The sequence below is a fragment of the Hwangdonia seohaensis genome, from assembly GCF_031932625.1.
Taxonomy (GTDB): Bacteria; Bacteroidota; Bacteroidia; order Flavobacteriales; family Flavobacteriaceae; genus Hwangdonia; species Hwangdonia seohaensis.
The window spans coordinates 293,700-308,665 of record NZ_JAVSCK010000005.1; the positions used below are offsets into that span (position 1 = coordinate 293,700).

General features: G+C 37.4%; 16 protein-coding genes. 5 read left to right on the forward strand and 11 right to left on the reverse strand.

The window, feature by feature from the left end:
- The first annotated feature begins 135 nt into the window (after window positions 1-135).
- From RNZ47_RS15805 to RNZ47_RS15820, 4 genes are all read left to right on the forward strand, one after another.
- The gene (locus RNZ47_RS15805; protein ID WP_311942651.1) at window positions 136-1,887 is read left to right on the forward strand and encodes a hypothetical protein; all 1,752 of its coding nucleotides are present in this window, start codon (window positions 136-138) and stop codon (window positions 1,885-1,887) included.
- 546 nt (window positions 1,888-2,433) lie between these two features.
- Window positions 2,434-3,762, forward strand: a complete 1,329-nt coding sequence (ffh, locus tag RNZ47_RS15810) for a signal recognition particle protein (protein ID WP_311942655.1) — start codon at window positions 2,434-2,436, stop codon at window positions 3,760-3,762.
- 123 nt (window positions 3,763-3,885) lie between these two features.
- Window positions 3,886-4,758, forward strand: coding sequence for a bifunctional 5,10-methylenetetrahydrofolate dehydrogenase/5,10-methenyltetrahydrofolate cyclohydrolase (locus tag RNZ47_RS15815; RefSeq protein WP_311942659.1), 873 nt, complete (start codon window positions 3,886-3,888; stop codon window positions 4,756-4,758).
- A gap of 34 nt (window positions 4,759-4,792) precedes the next feature.
- The gene (locus tag RNZ47_RS15820) at window positions 4,793-5,557 is read left to right on the forward strand and encodes a YwaF family protein (protein ID WP_311942663.1); all 765 of its coding nucleotides are present in this window, start codon (window positions 4,793-4,795) and stop codon (window positions 5,555-5,557) included.
- Here the strand turns inward: RNZ47_RS15820 and RNZ47_RS15825 are convergent.
- The 10 genes from RNZ47_RS15825 to RNZ47_RS15870 form a co-directional block, all read right to left on the reverse strand.
- On the reverse strand, window positions 5,526-5,942 hold the full coding sequence (locus tag RNZ47_RS15825) for a VOC family protein (RefSeq protein WP_311942667.1): 417 nt from the start codon (window positions 5,940-5,942) through the stop codon (window positions 5,526-5,528). The two genes, RNZ47_RS15820 and RNZ47_RS15825, sit on opposite strands and share 32 nt — an antisense overlap.
- 37 nt (window positions 5,943-5,979) lie before the next feature.
- Window positions 5,980-6,540, reverse strand: a complete 561-nt coding sequence (locus RNZ47_RS15830) for a hypothetical protein (protein ID WP_311942669.1) — start codon at window positions 6,538-6,540, stop codon at window positions 5,980-5,982.
- Window positions 6,541-6,616: 76 nt separating this feature from the next.
- Window positions 6,617-7,369, reverse strand: a complete 753-nt coding sequence (locus RNZ47_RS15835; RefSeq protein ID WP_311942673.1) for a pseudouridine synthase — start codon at window positions 7,367-7,369, stop codon at window positions 6,617-6,619.
- Between the two features lie 19 nt (window positions 7,370-7,388).
- Window positions 7,389-8,228, reverse strand: a complete 840-nt coding sequence (locus RNZ47_RS15840) for an alpha/beta hydrolase (RefSeq protein WP_311942676.1) — start codon at window positions 8,226-8,228, stop codon at window positions 7,389-7,391.
- Window positions 8,229-8,230: 2 nt separating this feature from the next.
- Window positions 8,231-8,599 carry a cupin domain-containing protein gene (locus tag RNZ47_RS15845; protein ID WP_311942680.1) on the reverse strand — a complete coding sequence of 123 codons (369 nt, stop codon included), beginning with the start codon at window positions 8,597-8,599 and terminating at the stop codon, window positions 8,231-8,233.
- A gap of 18 nt (window positions 8,600-8,617) precedes the next feature.
- Window positions 8,618-9,592, reverse strand: a complete 975-nt coding sequence (locus RNZ47_RS15850) for a YitT family protein (protein ID WP_311942686.1) — start codon at window positions 9,590-9,592, stop codon at window positions 8,618-8,620.
- 26 nt (window positions 9,593-9,618) lie between these two features.
- Window positions 9,619-10,179: a hypothetical protein gene (locus RNZ47_RS15855; RefSeq protein WP_311942691.1), complete on the reverse strand. Its 561-nt coding sequence runs from the start codon at window positions 10,177-10,179 to the stop codon at window positions 9,619-9,621.
- Between the two features lie 67 nt (window positions 10,180-10,246).
- Window positions 10,247-11,788 (reverse strand): helicase HerA-like domain-containing protein, encoded by a 1,542-nt coding sequence (locus tag RNZ47_RS15860; RefSeq protein WP_311942694.1) that lies wholly within the window; start codon window positions 11,786-11,788, stop codon window positions 10,247-10,249.
- Window positions 11,789-11,859: 71 nt separating this feature from the next.
- Complete coding sequence (locus RNZ47_RS15865) at window positions 11,860-12,585, reverse strand: phage tail-like protein (protein ID WP_311942700.1); 726 nt, start codon at window positions 12,583-12,585, stop codon at window positions 11,860-11,862.
- Between the two features lie 47 nt (window positions 12,586-12,632).
- A complete protein-coding gene (locus RNZ47_RS15870; protein ID WP_311942705.1) occupies window positions 12,633-13,409 on the reverse strand; it encodes a phage tail-like protein in 777 nt (258 codons plus the stop codon).
- Window positions 13,410-13,549: 140 nt separating this feature from the next.
- On the opposite strand from RNZ47_RS15870, the gene RNZ47_RS15875 reads away from it, so the two are divergent.
- Window positions 13,550-14,179, forward strand: coding sequence for a 7-carboxy-7-deazaguanine synthase QueE (locus tag RNZ47_RS15875; protein WP_311942711.1), 630 nt, complete (start codon window positions 13,550-13,552; stop codon window positions 14,177-14,179).
- Window positions 14,180-14,259: 80 nt separating this feature from the next.
- Here RNZ47_RS15875 and RNZ47_RS15880 read toward each other — a convergent pair whose 3' ends face one another.
- Window positions 14,260-14,802 carry a DUF2911 domain-containing protein gene (locus RNZ47_RS15880; protein ID WP_311942716.1) on the reverse strand — a complete coding sequence of 181 codons (543 nt, stop codon included), beginning with the start codon at window positions 14,800-14,802 and terminating at the stop codon, window positions 14,260-14,262.
- Window positions 14,803-14,966: the final 164 nt, after the last annotated feature.

Here is a 14,966-nt window from a genome sequence, read left to right on the forward strand (position 1 = left end):
TTGGTGCCACTAAAATAGCTTTTTTGGAATTTAGTTTTTGGTTTTTTTTGAAATTTCTCGTTGTTGGGGGTAGGAATTTTTAAAGTTATCCTGTTTTATAATCAAAATGCTATGTTTAACCCAAATTCCAATATTATGAAAACTAAAATCAGTACATTATTACTATTACCTTTTTTTGCTCTTTTAATGTTTACGTCTTGTCAGCAGGAAGTTGTGGAAATATCACCACCTGCCGATTCTGAAGCGCTTTCAGCAAGTTCTCCATTAACTGCTTTAATGAGTTCCGCTTCTAAAATGGACGGTTCTAAAGACAATATTATTGATAACGCCAGTTGTTTGTCAATTGAATTGCCAGTAACTGTTGTGGTTAACGGACTTGAAATTATAATAGATTCGGAAGAAGACTATAAAGTTATCGAGGCCATTTTTAATGAGTTTGAAGAAGACGACGATTATTTGGAAATTATCTTTCCCATTACAATCATAACTGAGGAACACGACGATATTGTAATCAACAATGCCGCCGAATTAAAAGAATTTGTTGATGAATGCAAAGGTGAAAATGAAAACGACGACGATATAGAATGTATCGATTTTAAATACCCCATTTCGTTTTCGGTTTATGATGTAAACTTCCAGGTTGTTGATGTAATTACTGTTGAAAACGACAGACAGTTGTACAAATTTCTTAAACGTGTTAAAAATTCAGATTTTTTAGCTAGTCTTAACTTTCCGGTAACTATGTTGTTGTCCGATGGCACAGAATTAGTTGTTAATAATAACGAAGAGTTGGAAAACACTATTAACGATGCAAAAGATGCCTGTGATGAAGACGATGATAACGATTATGGCGACGACGATTTTACAAAAGAACGTTTAGACGAGTATTTACAAATTTGCCCATGGGTTGTACACGAGTTTAAAAGAAACAACCAAGATAACACGGTAGCGTATAAAGAGTATGCGTTAAACTTTAAAGAAGACGGTGTTGTTAGAATGCGAGCTAGAAATGGCGATATCTTAACTGGTACTTGGAGCACACGTGTAACCAAAAGAGGTGCGCTTTTAAAAATGGAATTCGACACCTTGGCAGACTTTACTTTAGAATGGATTGTTTACGATATTGAATACGGTAAAATTAAACTGTACGAAGAAGGTGGTAACAGAATCATCATGAAAAAGAACTGCGATGTTGTAATTGATATAACCAAAGAGCGTATAGAAAACTACTTGCAAGAGTGTTTATGGCGAGTTGCCAGATTACAGGTTGATGGTACAAATAATGAGAAAGATTATATAGGCACCCCATTAAAGTTCTTTGCAAACAACATTGTTAAAATACGTATAAATGGTGAGTTTGTTAACGGAGAATACGAAATTGGGGTTAGAAACTCAGGGTTCTTTTTGCAAATCTTTTTACAGGACAGACCAAACTTAAAACTAGAATGGTTAATCACGTTCCTTGAGCCAGGGTTGATTAAGTTGGAAAACGAGAACAACCAAATGATATTGAGAAGACATTGTCCAGACGGCGACGACGATATAAACTATATTGAAGATGTGCTGTTAACATGGGAGTGGGAAGTTGCTTTATATAAAGATGGCGATGTAAATAAAACAGAAGATTACTTTATGTACACCATCGATTTCTTGGAAAACGGTTGGATTAAGGTAACCGATCCAAACAACGGTATCATTGATGGTAACTGGTTGGCTTACCGACACGAAGGCCTGCATTTAGGAATGCATTATGGTATCGAGCCGCCATTTCAAGTATTAAACCACAGATGGAAAATTGCCGAAATCACTCAAAATAGAATCGAGTTGAAAGATTTAAGCGCAAACGGAGAAATAGAACGCATATTAGTCCTTGAGAAAAAAGAATAATTGAAGAATGTTTCCTCGGAACTTTTAGTTCCGAGGTTTCAATTAAAACTACCATTCCCGTGCAAACGGGAATCAAAATAAAAAAATCTATCGAATTTATTATGTTTTTGGTGAAAAGGAAACCCCTCTTTTCGGTTGGTTAGGTTAATTAATAAGTAAGTTTCCTTTATAAAAGCTGTCAAATTAAATTTTGGCAGCTTTTTTTGTTAAAACCAGATATGTTTTATTTTTGGGCGTTACCACAACCCTTCGGCTGCGCTCAGGGCAAGTGGTCGGGCTATCCGCTACAAGTCCTCGCTCGTGCCTCGCTGTGGGCTTTCCACTACTATCCCTAACGCACCAATCCGCAGTTGGTGGTAATCAGCCTGCAGCCAGCTAGCATATTTGTAACGTATTAAAAAAAACATTCCTTTTTAGCTTAAACTAGTTTAAGTAAAAGGGCAATTCAAGCCTATAAAAACGAAATATTTCGTTATTTTTGCAACTTAAATTTTAATTATAGAGCAGACTGTATACAGCAGGCTGCCCACAGAATACTTAAAAACCATGTTTAATAATTTAAGCGATAAATTAGATAAAGCCTTACACGTTCTTAAAGGACATGGAAGCATTACCGAAGTAAATGTAGCCGAAACATTAAAGGAAGTACGTCGTGCCTTACTTGATGCCGATGTTAACTTTAAAATAGCCAAAGATTTTACCAACCGGGTTAAAGAAAAAGCCTTGGGGCAAAACGTTTTAACAACGCTTCAGCCTGGGCAACTTATGGTTAAAATTGTTAAAGACGAGCTTACCGAACTCATGGGTGGCGATGCCGAAGGCATTAACCTTTCGGGCAATCCAAGTGTTATTTTAATGTCTGGTTTACAGGGTTCTGGTAAAACCACATTTTCTGGTAAATTGGCCAATTATCTTAAAAACAAAAAAACAAAAAAACCGCTTTTGGTTGCTTGCGATGTGTATCGTCCTGCCGCCATAGACCAATTACACGTTGTTGGAGACCAAATTGGTGTTGAGGTTTTTAGCGATAGGGGAAATAACGATCCCGTTGCCATATCGCAAGCAGGTATTGCCCATGCCAAAGCAAACGGATTTAATGTGGTTATTATCGATACCGCAGGTCGTTTAGCTGTCGATGAGGTAATGATGACCGAAATATCGAACATCCATAAAGCCATCCAACCGCAAGAAACCTTATTTGTAGTCGATGCCATGACAGGGCAAGATGCCGTAAACACAGCAAAAGCCTTTAACGATACCTTGAATTTTGATGGTGTTATCCTTACCAAATTAGATGGTGATACCCGTGGTGGAGCTGCCATTTCAATTAAATCTGTAGTTAATAAACCCATTAAGTTTATTGGTACGGGCGAGAAAATGGAAGCTATCGATGTGTTCTATCCATCGCGTATGGCAGACCGTATTCTCGGGATGGGTGATGTGGTGTCGCTCGTTGAGCGTGCCCAAGAGCAATTTGATGAGGTTGAAGCCAGAAAACTCCAAAAGAAAATCGCCAAAAACCAGTTTGGTTTTGATGATTTTTTGAAGCAAATTCAGCAAATCAAGAAAATGGGAAATATGAAAGACCTTGTGGGCATGATTCCCGGCGCCGGTAAAATGATGAAAGATGTTGATATTGACGACGATGCCTTTAAAGGAATTGAAGCCATTATTCATTCCATGACGCCAAAAGAACGAAGCAATCCATCCATAATTAATGCCAGTAGAAAAAAGCGTATTGGTAGTGGTTCGGGAACCTCGGTACAACAAGTGAATCAGTTGCTAAAACAATTCAATCAAATGAGCAAAATGATGAAGATGATGCAAGGTGGCGGCGGTAAAAAAATGATGCAAATGATGAAGGGGATGAAATAAGTATTCAGTTGGCAGTATGCAGTCAACAGTTGCAATTTTCAAAAAAAAATAAAATAAACTTTGCGCCTTTACGACTTTGCGAGAAAAAATTATTCGTGAATTCGTGGCAAAAATGAATAAGACATGACAATTTTAGACGGAAAAAAAACAAGTAACGACATTAAAGAGGAAATAGCGAATCATGTAAAAGCTATGGTTGAAAAAGGCGAAAGAGTGCCGCACCTCGCTGCGATTTTAGTCGGGTCTGATGGCGCAAGTATGACCTATGTTAACGCCAAAGTTAAAGCTTGTAAACGTGTTGGGTTCAACTCCACACTTATCGAGTTGCCCGAATACACTACCGAAGAAGATTTACTTGAAAAGATAAACGATTTAAATACCAACGATGCCATTGATGGCTTTATCGTGCAGTTGCCATTACCCGAACAAATTGATGAACAAAAAGTTCTAATGGCCGTAAACCCGGATAAGGATGTGGATGGTTTTCATCCCACAAACGTTGGAAAAATGGCTTTAAGTTTACCAACCTTTTTACCAGCAACACCTTATGGAATTCTTGAATTGTTAGAGCGCTACCAGGTAGAAACTTTAGGTAAAAATGTTGTGGTTATGGGACGAAGCCATATTGTAGGCCGCCCAATGAGTATATTAATGAGCCAAAAAAGAAAAGCTGGCGATGCTACGGTAACCGTGGTACATAGCCGATCGAAAAACTTGGCGGAAATAACTAAAGAAGCCGATATAATTGTTGCTGCCATTGGAATTTCAGAATTTTTAACGGGAGATATGGTTAAAGAAGATGTGGTTATTATTGATGTGGGCATAACGCGTGTGCCAGACGCAACAAAGAAAAACGGCTACAGACTAGCTGGCGATGTGCATTTTGAAAGTGTTAGTAAAAAAGCGAGCTATATTACGCCGGTTCCCGGAGGTGTTGGCCCCATGACGATTGCCATGTTGCTTAAAAATACTTTATTGGCAAGAGAAAGGCACTAAAATTGATGGTTGAAATTTTATTAAATTGCGCTCTATGAATTTCCTGATTTATAACGCAATTTTTTTATTTAAAAGAGTTGCCATTGGTAGTCTAGAACATATCCTGCCTATTCTTTTTTCGGTGCTGTTTTGTATTCTATTTATTAAATACAACAAACGAAAATTTAGCAAAAGCCAGCAAGAAAAGGCGTTGCACAAATTTGGGTGCTTGGTTTCTTTTGTTGTATTGGCATTCCATTTATACCAAATAAGTTTGGGAGACTACAATATCAAAACAGATTTACCTTTGTATTTGTGCAGTTTTATAGCCTTATTAATTCCTGTTTTTACCTATTATAGAAAGTTTTGGATGTTCGAAATATTGTTATTTTGGATAATTGCAGGAACCACACAAGGCGTTTTAACACCAGATATTCCCCACGGATTCCCAGCCTTTGATTACTTTAGATATTGGACTGTTCACTTGGGGCTATTAATTATTGTTTTTTATGCCATTTTTGTTTTTAAAATGAAACCTACACTTAAAAGTGTTTTTAGGTCGTTTTTTGCGTTGCAGCTTTACGTTGTTTTTATGGTGAGTATCAATTTTATTTTAAATGCCAATTATTTTTATTTGAATGAAAAACCAGAGTCTGCATCATTGTTGGATTATTTCGGTCCTTGGCCCATATATATTATCGTCGTTCAAATCATCATTATTCCTTATTTTTTACTGATTTATTTGCCTTTTTATTTAGTTGAAAGAAAGCGAAAAAAGGAGTTATCTGCTATTGAGCAAACAGTTGGTCGGTGTCTTTAAAGGCTTTAAATTCTAAAGCATTGCCCGATGGATCGTAAAAAAACATGGTGGCTTGCTCGCCAACCAAACCTTCAAATCTAATATATGGTTCAATATTAAATTCAATGTTTTTGCTTTTTAAATCTTCCGCGAAAGCGTGAAACACATCCCAATTTAAAACCACGCCAAAGTGGGGCACGGGAACAGATTTTCCATCAACCGCATTGGTGTGTAAATCGGTGTCTGTTTTGGGTTTGTAATGAATTACCAATTGGTGCCCAAAAAAGTTGAAATCCACCCAATTGTCGCTGCTTCGCCCTTCTTCGCAATTTAAGATATCGCGATAAAATGTTCTGCAAGTTTCTAGATTGTAAACCGGAATGGCGAGATGAAAAGGAGGTAGCATATTTGAAGTTTTGTTAAATGTTATATAAAAATAGTATTTATTTTTTGCATTCAATTTTCCAAGTTGGATAAACTATTTTTTCGGTTTTATCAACCCATTCTCCAATCCATTTATAACCCAATTTGCTAATATCGTAAAAGGTTAATCGGAAAAAACCATCCATTCCGTTGGGTGCTTTTTGTTCGCGATACAGTACAATGTTTCCGTTTTCCTGTTTGTTTCCAGTCCATGTTGATAATGTGGTGGAAGGTGTTTTAGACGAATAATAATGAACGTACCATTTACTGCAATCGGCAATAAATTGCCTGATGCTTCCCGAATGTCCGCCATCTGCTTTTAAAGTTTCGTCTTGTACGCCCATACCATTCATAATATATTTCCACCGCCAAATCATATCGATGGCATCATTCCAAGTGCCGTCTGGTTTTCTGGATGTCGATTTACAATGACATTCACCAATAAAGGGATCGAAATCTTTAATTTGTTCCGGCGAATTTGGATGGGCTTGCCCAAAAGGAAATGCTTCCGATACATCGTAATTATACTGAGCAAAAGCACAGCAGGATATTAATAGAAGCAAGGTAGTTATAGGTTTCATAATTAACGTTTTTCTAAAGTTAACCAAGAAATGAAAGAGCAATAAAGGTTTTATGATTAAATTAACAAGCTACTTATTATTTTTTGCGGCTATTTTTCATGTGGACTTTGGTGGAACCGTCCAAAAGATTATTTAATTCCCTAAACTCATCTTTGGTCAATTCGCGATGTTTTCCAACGGGCATATCCAGTTTAATGTTCATAATCCTAATGCGTTTAAGCGTTTGCACCTCGTAATTTAGGTATTCGCACATACGGCGAATTTGCCGGTTTAGGCCTTGGGTTAATATGATGCTAAACGTATGCGAATTTATTTTTTTAACGACACATTTATTGGTCGATTTCCCTAATTCTTCAAGATAAATCCCGCCAGACATCCGTTCAATAAACGTTTGGGAAATAGGCTTATCAACCGTAACAATATATTCTTTGTCGTTGTTATTGCTGGCTCTAAGGATTTTATTTACAATATCGCCATCGTCCGTTAAAAGTATTAAACCTTCGCTGGGTTTGTCCAATCTGCCAATAGGAAAAATGCGCCTTGGGTAGTTGATAAAATCGATAATATTATCTTTTTCTACACTCGTATCTGTGGTGCAAACTATACCTACGGGCTTGTTAAAAGCCAAATACACAAAGGCTTCTTTGGTGTTTTTAATTTCTTCGCCGTCAACATGCACCACATCGTTGGGCGCAATTTTTGTACCCATTTCTGGCACCACGCCGTTAATGGTTACTCTGCCAGCTTCAATGAGTTTGTCTGCTTCTCTGCGCGAGCAATATCCAGCTTCGCTTAAAAATTTGTTGATACGTTTTAATGATTCGCCCATGCTGCAAAAGTACAACAATCTATGGTTTTAAAAATTCAATAATATGGTTGTGCACCACATCGTTATTTAATGAATGTCCGTAACCGCTAGTTTGGATAAGTTTACTGTTTTTGAGGTTTTTATGAATGGCTTCGGAATCGTTTATGGGAATGATTCTGTCTTTTTTATCATGAATAATTAAACCATCAACATTAATTAATGTACTGTGTTTAGCCGATGAAAACGTGTTTGCCGGTGCTCCAAAACGTTTAAGAATTAAATCTTCAAGCGCATTGATTACTTTAGAGTTGTAACTTAATAGACTGGTGTAGTTTTCAAAAATGTCTGTAAATTCATTTGGGGCTCCAAGTAATATCATTTTCTTTAAACTCGGTAATTGGTGTTCTTTTTGAAAAAAGATAGACGCCATACCACCAACCGAGTGCCCAATAATTATTTCTGGCTGAAATTTTTGCGTTACCACATGAATAAATTCGGCATATAAAATGGCATTAAAGGTGTCACCACCTGAGTTGCCATGAGCTGGCGCATCTAGGGAAACAATGTTGTAATGGTGTTTTTGTAGAACAGAAATAAGGTTTTTCCATCGTGCCGTATTGCTCTCCCAACCATGAACCAGCAAAACGGTTTTGCCTTTGCCTGCCCAATGATAGGTTGCAATATTCAAACCATCGTACTCCATATTTAAGGTATTGGCAGATTTTAAATATGCGGATTGCTCAGGGGTTATTTTTCCTTTTCTCGGTGTTGCAAAAAGAGCCATGGCCTTATTTGCAGCATATGTTTTTGAAACGTAGCTGCTTGTGTTTATTAATTTGCCAACTATTTTAGGTAGCGCTTTTTCAATTTTCTTTTTCATTTTTATCCTTCTCTATTTACTAAATCGATGGAAAACGCAGGTGTGCAAATGGCAATGTATTCGCATACTTCGGTAAACGGATTGGAATATTGTACCCTCGTGTTTTTTTCTATTTTAATAGATTCGCCAGCATTTAAAACTACGGTCTCACCATCAATAATAAACTGCTTTTTGCCCCTGATGATAAACGTGTACTCATCAAATTCAGGCGTTTGAAATGGTTCGCTCCAACCGGCAGGTGCTTTCATGTGGGCAATGCTTATATTGGTATTTCCATTGGTAGCCTTTCCAAAATGTTCGTTTATAATCTTGCCATCGGTAGTTGGAACAACAAAGGGTGAGTTTTGAATGGTATATTTTTTCTTGGACATATTTAATTTTTTTAACTTCTAACTCTTCATCGGTTTCTTCTTAATCATGCCGCCTTTTAAATCTTTTACAACGCCCATAATAACAAAGGCTTTTTCGTCAATTTTATCAATTTCAGTTTGTAATTTCGCCAGTTCTAAACGGGTTACAATGGTATAGATAATGTCTTTATCGTAGCTTTCGCCGTTTTTACCAAAGCCACCTTTCCCAGCATAAATAGTGCATGCACGTCCTAGTTTTTTTGTAAGCATAAGTCGTAATTCTTCGTGCTTGTTCGAAATTACAGTAACGCCCACATACTCTTCAACACCGTCAACAACAAAATCAACGGTACGTGCGGCAGCTAAATAGGTTAATATGGCGTAAAGCGCGGTTTCCATGGATAAAATATAACCACCCACAGAAAAGATTATGATGTTAATAAGCAGCAATACATCGCCAATGGTAAGCGATAATTTTCGCCCCAAATAAATGGCTAAAACCTCGGTGCCATCAATAACGCTACCACCTCGCATAGACATGCCAATGCCCAAGCCCAAAAAGAAACCGCCAAAAACGGCTATTAGTAATTTATCCTCTGTAATAATGGGATAGTCTACAAAATGGACTACAAATGCCAAAAAAGTGATGGCGGCAATACTTCTTAAGGCAAATTTAGTGCCAATGGTTTTTGATGCCAAAAACAAAAAAGGAAGATTGACAAGTACCAGTAACAAACCTAAATTTAATGAGGTAACATGCTCTAATAATAACGAGATGCCTGTGGCGCCGCCATCTATAAATTTATTGGGCAGTAAAAAGCCTTTTAACCCAAACCCCGCAGAAAACACACCAACTATGATAAAAAAATATTCTTTAACGGCGTGCGATAATTCTATTTGAAGGTTTCTAACCGTTGGTGCAAGGTCGTTTTTTTCAAACGAACTATCGGCGTTTTTACCTTTAAGCTTTTTGCGAGCTACGTTTACTAAAAGCTTTGAGATAAAAGGGATCATAGGTTTTGTTTTGGAATTTTTATTTATTAAATTTTACTCCAATTTAAGAAAAAATATTTCAATTTGGCATCATCGGGAATATGAGCCGCTTCAATGCTTAAATTCATATCAAAACGAAGGTTGGCAGGTAATTCTTTTTTATCAATAGTAAAGGCTGCGTTAATTTCGTTTACAGAAACAACAATGGAGTTTATTAAATTGTCTATCCTCGTAATAGTATAATTATTGGCAATATCTTTAAAAGTGCTTAATGTGGTTATGTTTTTGTCGGTTTTAAATCGAGCGTCGAAAATTTGAACACTTTCAATAACCGATGTTGAATCCAATGATTGCCTAGGCGTTAAGGACAATAGCTTTTTACCACCCTTTTCAAAAATTTTAATATCATTACTGTTGCCCGTAAATTCGTCACCACTGATAAACTTAACGATAGAATCGTTGCTGAAAACGCTTTCTAAATCTTTAACTTGGGTAGAGTCGGTTAGCATACCAATATGGTGCTTGCTAATTTGAAATGGATCTTGTTCTTTTTTGCAGCTGGTTAAAAGTAGGGTTAAGATAGTAAGGATTAAAATTGATTTATTCATGTGTTAATTTGGTTTTACTTGTTGTTTTTATCCCTTTGGGGGAGATGTCGTTTAGTGACAGCGGGGACTATTTTTTCATCAGTTTTGTAAGAATCCCAAAAGCACTTCTTATAAAGGTGGCGCTTGTAAGTACTTTAACTATCGGATTGATACGAGTGCTTCGTCGTCTGGTGGTTGACGCTCGTTGTTTAGATTCTGCTTTTTTAAGGGCTTCTTGTTCTTGGCGCGCTTTTTCCTTGGCTTCTTCGGCTTCGGCTTGTTTTATTTTTTCGTTAAGCATTTCATAAGCGCTTTCCCTATCAATGGTTTCATTATATTTTTTAACCATTTTAGATTGCGATAATAAGTTGCTCAACTCGCTATCGGTCAATACATCCATTCTGCTCATAGGCGCGCGCATCATGGTAGCGGCAAGTGGTGTGGGGCGTCCTTTTTCATCTAAAGCAGAAACTAAGGCTTCCCCGATGCCTAATGATGTTAAAACTTCGGCCGTATCGTAATACTCCGAATCCGGATAATTTTGTGCGGTTAGTTTAATGGCTTTCCTGTCTTTTGCCGTGAAAGCCCTTAAGGCATGTTGGACCTTTAATCCCAATTGGCTTAAAACCGCTTCGGGAACATCGGTGGGGTTTTGGGTTACAAAATACAATCCGACACCTTTACTACGTATCAATTTAACGATACTTTCAATTTGATTTAACAAGGCTTTTGACGCTTCATTGAAAATTAAATGCGCCTCATCAATAAACATAATAAGTTCTGGTCTGTTACTATCGCCTTGCTCCGGGAAAGTTGAATAAATTTCAGCCAATAAACTCAGCATAAATGTTGAAAACAGTTTGGGTCTGTCTTGTATATCGGTAAGTCTGATAATGTTAATGTAGCCCCTGCCGTCTTCATCAATGCGCAATAAATCCTGTACATCAAATGATGTTTCACCAAAAAACAAATCGGCACCTTGCTGTTCAAGTTCTACGACTTTACGTAAAATGGCACCAGTTGATGCGGTTGATATCCTGCCATAAGCTTCAGTAAATTCTTTTTTACCTTCATTGGTAGCGTATTGCAGTATTTTTTTAAAATCCTTTAAATCGAGAATGGGGTATTTGTTGTCGTCGCAATACTGAAAAATAACGGCAACAACACCAGATTGGGTTTCAGATAAATCTAAAATACGCGACAATAAAACGGGGCCGAATTCGCTAACGGTTGCTCTCAATCTTACGCCATCTTGTTCAGAAAGGGTCAAGATTTCAACTGGAAATGATTTGGCTTCAAACGGTAATCCAATCTTTTCATGGCGCTCATCAATTTTCGGGTGCCCGGGGCTTGGTTGTGCCAATCCGCTTAAATCACCTTTAATATCCATCAGTAAAACAGGAATCCCTTTATCGCTTAAATTTTCGGCTAAAACCTGTAACGATTTTGTTTTGCCGGTACCGGTAGCTCCCGCAATTAAACCATGGCGGTTCAAGGTTTTTAAAGGGATTTTTACATGAGCACCAGTAACGGTTTCGCCGTTTAACATAGCGGCCCCAATAGGAATGTAATCGCCTTTTGTGGTATTGCCGTCGGTAATGTATTTAAAAAAAGTATCCTTATGACTCATGGTTTAAAAATTTGCATAAAAGTAAAGGAAAAATAAAGAAGAAAAAAATAGTGTTTAGGGTGAAACAAACGCTATTTTATTTTTTCAACATAAATGTTTGAGGTGCCAACACTTCTAAAACGTGCAGGAGCAGAATTGCCACCTCTAATAGTTTGCACACTAATGGTTTGTCCAGCTGTGATATTGAAAACCTCGGTTATATGAAGAGAGGCTTCGGTATGGCCGTTAGCATGTCTTACATAACCCGTGTTGCCAATGGTTCCGGTTGGTGTGCCGTTAATGGCTATTTGTGCCTCGACCGATACACGTGTATCAGTACTTCCACCTACTGTTGGGACTCGATAAGAGATGTTGGCTGTAATTCTGTACCTGCCCGTAGTGTTGATGGTTAAAACATTGCCGGCAACGGTGTATAAACTGGTGTTATCGTTCCAATCTAACGAACCAAAAATAGGGATATTGGAATAAGCCCCGGAATTTAAATTTGCTGTTGTATTAGTGTTGCTATATTTTACAGAACTACCATGGGAAATTTGGCTCCAATCTGGTATGGCAGGGCTACCGCAATTAAACTGAAATTCATTCAAATCGGTGTTGTATACCACTAATCCATTTGCAGGATTAACTATAGCATTAATTTGAACGGTTGTAAGTCTGGGGATGAGAACACCTTTGTCCGTAGATTCAACATCAAGAATGGATGATGTGTCTGGAGTTGTTGTGCCAATGCCAACTTGTGCGGCACTAAAATAAAAACTGCCACAAAGCAGCATAATTGAAAACGCTATTTTTTTCATTTGAGAGAGTTTGAGAGGGATTTATTTTTGCTTTGAACATATTATACTTATCTGTAAGCTTCATATATCACTACAATATTTTCAGTATGATTGGTAACGTTAATAGTAAAACCATTACTGTTAAAACTGATTACAGAAGCGGCTGTTAATCCTAAATTGTTACCGTTTTGATTGGAATATCTGATACCAATCGCTCTAGAATTGGATGCGTATCTGGAAATATTGTTTATTGAATTGCCATTGCCACCAACATATATAGCTTGTTGCTGAATGCTGCCACTATAATGCGTGGCATAACCTTGCATAGAGCCAAAAGCATTCTGAAATGTATTGTTGTTGTTTCCTACGCCGTTATTCGCATTGACATTATAACTTTCAACATTGGCATGGGCAGAGAATTTTATCGAAGTTGGCCTAAAGGGTAAACCCGTAATACTCTGATGTCCGGTACTGGAAATTATAAAACTACCAATGTATGTGGTAGCGCCCAAATAAGCGGCAGAATCTGTGCCTGGGGAAATGATATTTCCCGTATCCGAGCTGACCGGATTTGAATTTAAAGGAAACCAAATTGGTGTCGCCGCAGTGCCGTAGTTGTATTCAAACCGATTAGTAGTGGAGTTGAAAACAAGTAACCCATTGGCTGGATTAACAATTGCATTAATTTGAACGGTTGTAAGTCTGGGGATAAGAACACCTTTGTCTGTAGATTCCACATCAAGAATGGATGACGTGTTTGGGGTTGTTGTGCCAATACCAACTTGTGCGGCACAATAATAATAACTGCCACAAAGCAGCATTATTGAAAACGCTATTTTTTTCATTCTTTAGAGAGATTGCCGTTAGCAATTTACTTGTATTAATTGTAAGCTAGGGATTACAAATTTATCAAAGTTTGATTGAATACCAAAAAATATAATATAAATTCGAGGAATGTGTATCTTTGTCCGTTGTAATACTTGCTATGGATAAAAAAACACAATTATTAGTTGACAAAGGCGAAATGCTGCCCTTAATGGAAGAGTTTTATACCATTCAAGGCGAAGGCTATCATAAGGGCACTGCGGCTTATTTTATTCGCATTGGAGGCTGCGATGTAGGTTGCCATTGGTGCGATGTAAAAGAAAGTTGGAATGCCAATTTACACCCGCCAACCGACACTCTCAAAATTGTGGAAAACGCAAAAAAATACAGCGATACCATTGTAATAACCGGTGGCGAACCATTAACTTGGGACATGACGCTTTTAACCGATAGGCTGAAGGCTGAAGGCTTGCAAACGCATATTGAAACCTCGGGTGCCTATAAACTAACGGGCACTTGGGATTGGATTTGCTTGTCTCCAAAGAAATTAAAATTGCCAACCAAAGAGGTTTATGAAAAGGCCCACGAACTTAAAGTGATTGTTTACAATAAAGACGATTTTCGTTTTGCGGAAGAACAAGCGGCCAAAGTAAATAAAGACTGTATTTTATATTTACAGCCCGAGTGGAGCAAACGCGACAAAGTGGTGCCGGAAATAGTAGAGTATGTTATGAAAAACCCCAAATGGAAAGTATCGTTGCAAACCCATAAATATTTGAATATTCCTTAAATTCAGGATTAAATAAAAAATGTTCCAATGGTATAAAAACTATTGGAACATTTAATTTTGTCTAAAGTCTTGCGAGCGTCTTATTTAGTAAACGGAACCGTTACTCTCGCGGTGCCCCAACCCAAATGCATATTTACACCGTTGTCGGCTTCATCAAAAGCAATTGAGAAAGCCTCTAAAGATTCTCCAGTCGATGTTGGTACCGATAAACGCGCTACATCATTGGCTTCATTATAAAAATAAGAACCCCAAACATTTAAGTCGGTACTAATAATGGCAGTCCATTCTTTTTCACCAGGAATCACATAAAACGTGTACGTTCCAGCTTTTACGGTAGTGCTGCCTAATTTCATATCGGTATAAAGCGTTAATTCTGCCGCTTCATTAGCTCCGGTTCGCCATACTTTTCCGTTTGGAGCCAAAGTGGCTAAGTCCCTTCCATTAAGTTGCGGTCTGCTATAAACAATCTTAATTAATTTGTTCGAATCTTTGTAATCCGTTGGAAATGCCGCGGCATCCATTGGGCTTTTATCCAATTTACTAAATTTTTGAGCATTCACATTAGTGGTTAACAGCATAACAAATGCAAAAGCAATGGTTGTAATAAGTGTTGATTTTTTCATAATGTTTTTTAGGTTTTTAGAATGATTTAAAGGTAATGCGATATTGTCTTAATATTTTTATAAAAGTCGTTCCGGTATGTTAAAGTTTACAATCTTCAAGAATATCTTTTAGAAATTCATCAATATAGTTTCATATTTATATTAATAACAAATACTTGGTTTCA